Annotated in this window: 4 protein-coding genes; 3 read left to right on the plus strand and 1 reads right to left on the minus strand. The window is 43.0% G+C overall.

Going from position 1 to position 4133, the window contains the following annotated elements; all coding sequences use genetic code 11:
• Window positions 1–269, plus strand: a 269-nt coding sequence (locus VFW36_RS04050) for a sodium-independent anion transporter (protein ID WP_329657531.1), incomplete at its 5' end; no start/stop codon positions are given.
• Here VFW36_RS04050 and VFW36_RS04055 read toward each other — a convergent pair.
• Window positions 270–2615, minus strand: coding sequence for a putative bifunctional diguanylate cyclase/phosphodiesterase (locus VFW36_RS04055; RefSeq protein ID WP_329657532.1), 2346 nt, complete (start codon window positions 2613–2615; stop codon window positions 270–272). It lies immediately after the preceding gene.
• Window positions 2616–2699: 84 nt separating this feature from the next.
• Here VFW36_RS04055 and flgA point away from each other — a divergent pair, with 84 nt between their 5' ends.
• Both flgA and VFW36_RS04065 read left to right on the plus strand, forming a co-directional pair.
• Window positions 2700–3563: a flagellar basal body P-ring formation chaperone FlgA gene (gene flgA / locus VFW36_RS04060; RefSeq protein ID WP_329657533.1), complete on the plus strand. Its 864-nt coding sequence runs from the start codon at window positions 2700–2702 to the stop codon at window positions 3561–3563.
• Window positions 3560–4087, plus strand: a complete 528-nt coding sequence (locus VFW36_RS04065; protein ID WP_329657534.1) for a UbiX family flavin prenyltransferase — start codon at window positions 3560–3562, stop codon at window positions 4085–4087. The genes flgA and VFW36_RS04065 overlap by 4 nt, the downstream gene beginning before the upstream one ends.
• The last annotated feature ends 46 nt before the right edge of the window (window positions 4088–4133 follow it).

Genomic DNA, 4133 nt, shown 5'->3' on the forward strand with positions numbered 1-4133 from the left:
TGGTCGATACCCTCTTGCTGTTTGAAACCCCACCAAAGGTGTTTATTCTACGAATGCGCTACGTTCCCCTCATCGATGCGGCAGGTTTGCACGCCCTTGAAATTTTGCATGAGAGGCTCGCTCAGAACCAAACGGTATTGATCCTCTCAGGGGTCAATCCGCAAGTTCGACGCTTTATCTCACAATCGCATATCGATGAAAAGATCGGGGAAGAAAACATCGTCGATCATATCGATAAAGCGATTTTACGCACCCAAGAGATCGTATAGCTATCTGCGTGTGTGACAGCTCTGGACATCGTAGCTGAGAAGCTCTTCAAACGTCGGTACCTGAACCGGCTTAGAGCACAAATAGCCTTGGAAATAGGAACATCCGTGATTTTCTAAAAAGTTAAACTGCTCAATCGTCTCCACACCCTCTGCAATGACATCGAGATTAAAAATCGAGGCGATAGAGAGAATCGTCTCAACCAAAGCGGCATCATCTTTGTCCAACATAATATCGCGGACAAAACTTCGATCAATTTTCAATGTCGTAAACGGAAGCCGTTTCAAATACGCAAGTGATGAATACCCCGTACCGAAATCATCCATTGAAAGACCTATCCCCGCCGTTCGTAATCGGTTCATTTTCTCAATTACGGTATCAATCTTGTCAATAATCATCGACTCAGTCAGTTCAAGTTCAAGCATGGAGGGGACAATCCCGCTCTCTGCCACGATACGGATCACTTTATCGACAAAATCGCTTTGGCGAAACTGTACCGCACTGACATTGATGGCGATACGCTCGATATGAGATTTTCCGACACGATCTGCACGCCAACGAACAAACTGTGTACATGCCTCACGCAATACCCATTCGCCGATAGGGACGATTAACCCGCTCTCTTCAGCAATCGAGATCATCTCATCAGGCATTACCAACCCCATCTCAGGGTGATTCCAGCGTAACAACGCTTCGGCTCCGATTATTCTTTTGGTTGCTATCTCAATAACAGGCTGATAATAGAGTTCAAGCTCATTGTTTTTGATAGCATGGCGGAGGGCATTTTCCATAAAAAGCCGTTTTTTGATCCACTGATCCATTTGCTCTTGGTAAAATCGGGTCGTATTACGCCCCTCTTTTTTAGCTTGATACATCGCCGTATCGGCAAATTTAAGCAAATCGTCGGCACTTTGATCATCCGATCCTACCAAAGCAATCCCGATACTCGTACTGGTAATGAGCGGTTCAACCTGCCCCGTTTCAAACGGAAGGGTTAAAATAGCGTGTATTTTTTCAGCAACACTTTCAGCACGGGTTGCGGCGACATGAGGATCGGTTCCTAGCTCATTCAGTAGTATTACAAATTCATCTCCACCCAAGCGAGATACGGTGTCCCCCTCACGACAAATAGAACTTAGCCGTGATGCCGTTTCGATCAAAATCATATCGCCGATATGATGACCTAAAGAGTCGTTAATACTTTTAAAATGATCCAAATCTAAAAACATGACCGCGATCAAACTCCGATAACGGCGATGGTGAGCAAGGGATTGTTCGATTCGATCTCTGAGCAAAATACGGTTCGGTATATCGGTCAGAGCATCGTAATAGGCTTGATGTTTTACTTTCTCTTCGGCAACAATCCGCTCCGTAATATCGGTAACGATCGCAACACCTCCGATAATATTATGCTTCGTATCATACATCGGTGATGTACGCAATGTGATCCATAAATGAAGTTTTTGGATCATTGAGGTGTATGCACCCTCGTAATACCCTTTATCGCCGTGTATAGGTTCCACCAACGCTTCATATAAAGAGTTATCGGAGAGTTTTTTAAGATCCATCCCGATAAATTCTTCTCGATCGATACGTAAAATTTGCAACATTTCCATATTTGAATCAATGACGATCAAATCGGAGTTGTAATAAAAAATCCCTGCCGGAGCCTCTTTAAAAATCGTTTCAAAATGCTCTTCGGAAAGAGCCAGTGCGGCCGTCGCTTTTTCGTGAAGAATTTTCGAGACAAGGGCACTCATGATATTTTTATGTATTCGGCTTGCCGCACTTACCAACAAGATAAAAAAGGTTAAAACCAAAATACCCATCATTTGAAATTCTAAACCGCCATGAAAAAATATTACGACGAATAACGGAGCAAGAAGCAAAATTAAAAACAGTATTGATAATCCAAAAAGAGATGCCAACGTACCGGATGCGATAGATGCAATCCCGGAAATCATAAATATGAGAAAAAATTGGTGAAGCGGATTAGAAGTTTGAAATATAAAAAGGGCAACCCATCCCCACAACAATGCAGAGGTAATCATCATGGCGTAAAACCGCTTCTCCCAGCGTTTAGTTGATTCATTTTCAACATGCTTGCGGTACTCTATCAACACCCATATACGCCATATCAAGGTTGCCATGACTAATAGAAACCAAATTTCTACCCACATTGCAACACGGGTCTTATAAAACAAAAATAACGCGATGGAAGCGCCTAAAAAGAGTGGAAATATGGAAGCAAAAGCCTGTTTATAGGCAACTCCGACTTGTTCAAAACGGATCCTATCTTGCTCAGCAGAACCCAATTCGGATAAAAAATCTTTTTTTCTAAAAAACATACTGCTACTTTTATAAAAGTTTTAATTGTTAGAGGATAACGTAAAGCAAATAAAAAACAAATACCCTTATGTTACAATTCTCTAATGAATAAACTCTTTTTCACTCTCCTCTTTTCTCTCACGCTCAATGCTTATGAGCTTAAAGAAGATTACACCTATATCAATCACACCCTCTATTCCACGGATTTATTTCCCGATCTTACAAAAAAATTTGAGCTTCTGAAAATTCCTGAAGATAAAACTCAATATCGTATCAATGCGCAAGTTATTGCCAAGACCTTTGAACTCAACGGAGTCGAAATCGATATAGCTAAAGTGCGTTATGTCAATTTTATACAACAAAGTCCCGTCGATTTTACCCCGATAAAAAATCAGTTAGAGTCTCTTTTACGAGCGCAATACCCCTCTATACGTATCGAAGAGATCATCATTACGCCCAGAGGTTATCTCACGTCTCTACCGAAAAAGGGGCGCGGCGTATTTGATGAGCACCTGTTTACTAATGCTAAAGGGACTTTTTATATCGTTGATGAAACGGGGATTAGACGGTATTTGGACTACAGTGTTCGCGCTACTATCAACATCCTCCACACCAACCAAAAAGTTTCACGTCGGGATCGTATCAGCGGCTTTAATACCCAGATCAAACAAATCCCTTTTACCTCGTTTATCGATACGCCGCTAGCCACTCTTCCCTCAGAATCCTCACGCTTTAGATCCAATCTCAGAGCAGGACAGCTTTTAACGCTTCGCAACATTGAAACCGTCCCCCTCGTTTTGAAAAATGAAAAAGTGGTCGTTGAGGTCAAAAATGACTCTGTTGTCGTGGAGTTTGCTGCTACGGCAACGCAAGAGGGGCTACTCTATGATATTATTACAGTCCAAAAAAATGACGGCAAGCGTGTCAAAGCCAAAGTAATCGGAGAAAATCGGGTGGAATTACAATGAAAATCGTCGTAGGGATCAGCGGGGCCAGCGGGGCGGCATTAGGTCTTAAACTCGTCCGCGCCCTCCCCTCAGAGATACAGAAACATCTGATACTCTCGGATCACGCCCAAATTGTTCTCGAAAAAGAAGAGAACCTGATTCTCCACAAAAACGATGAAATTTGGGCTTCCGTAGCCTCAGGTTCGTACGGTGCGGATGCGATGATCATCACTCCGTGCAGTATGAATACCCTTGCCAAAATCGCCTGCGGTATCGCCGATAACCTCATTACCCGCGCCGCAGCCGTCATGATCAAAGAACGGCGCACCTTGGTTCTCGCACCGCGTGAGATCCCTTTTTCTCCTATCGCATTGGAAAATATGCATAAGCTTTCTATGCTAGGAGTCATTATTGCCCCACCCGTCCTTGCCTACTACGGCGATCAGGAAGATCTGGAATCAATGGAAAATTTTATGATCGGCAAATGGTTCGATCTTCTCGGTATCGAGAACAATCTTTATAAACGATGGAATCCTGATGCATAAAATAGCCCTCTACCCGGGAACGTTTGATCCTATTACCAACGGTCAT

Origin of the sequence: Sulfuricurvum sp., from assembly GCF_036279695.1 — a bacterium.
In the GTDB taxonomy this organism is placed as follows: Bacteria; Campylobacterota; Campylobacteria; order Campylobacterales; family Sulfurimonadaceae; genus Sulfuricurvum.

Bases quoted from the DNA above. Each gene is read 5' to 3' on its own strand.
- VFW36_RS04065 (WP_329657534.1), top strand. From the start codon at position 3,560: ATGAAAATCGTCGTAGGGATCAGCGGGGCCAGCGGGGCGGCATTAGGT.
- VFW36_RS04055 (WP_329657532.1), bottom strand. From the start codon at position 2,615: ATGTTTTTTAGAAAAAAAGATTTTTTATCCGAATTGGGTTCTGCTGAG.
- flgA (WP_329657533.1), top strand. From the start codon at position 2,700: ATGAATAAACTCTTTTTCACTCTCCTCTTTTCTCTCACGCTCAATGCT.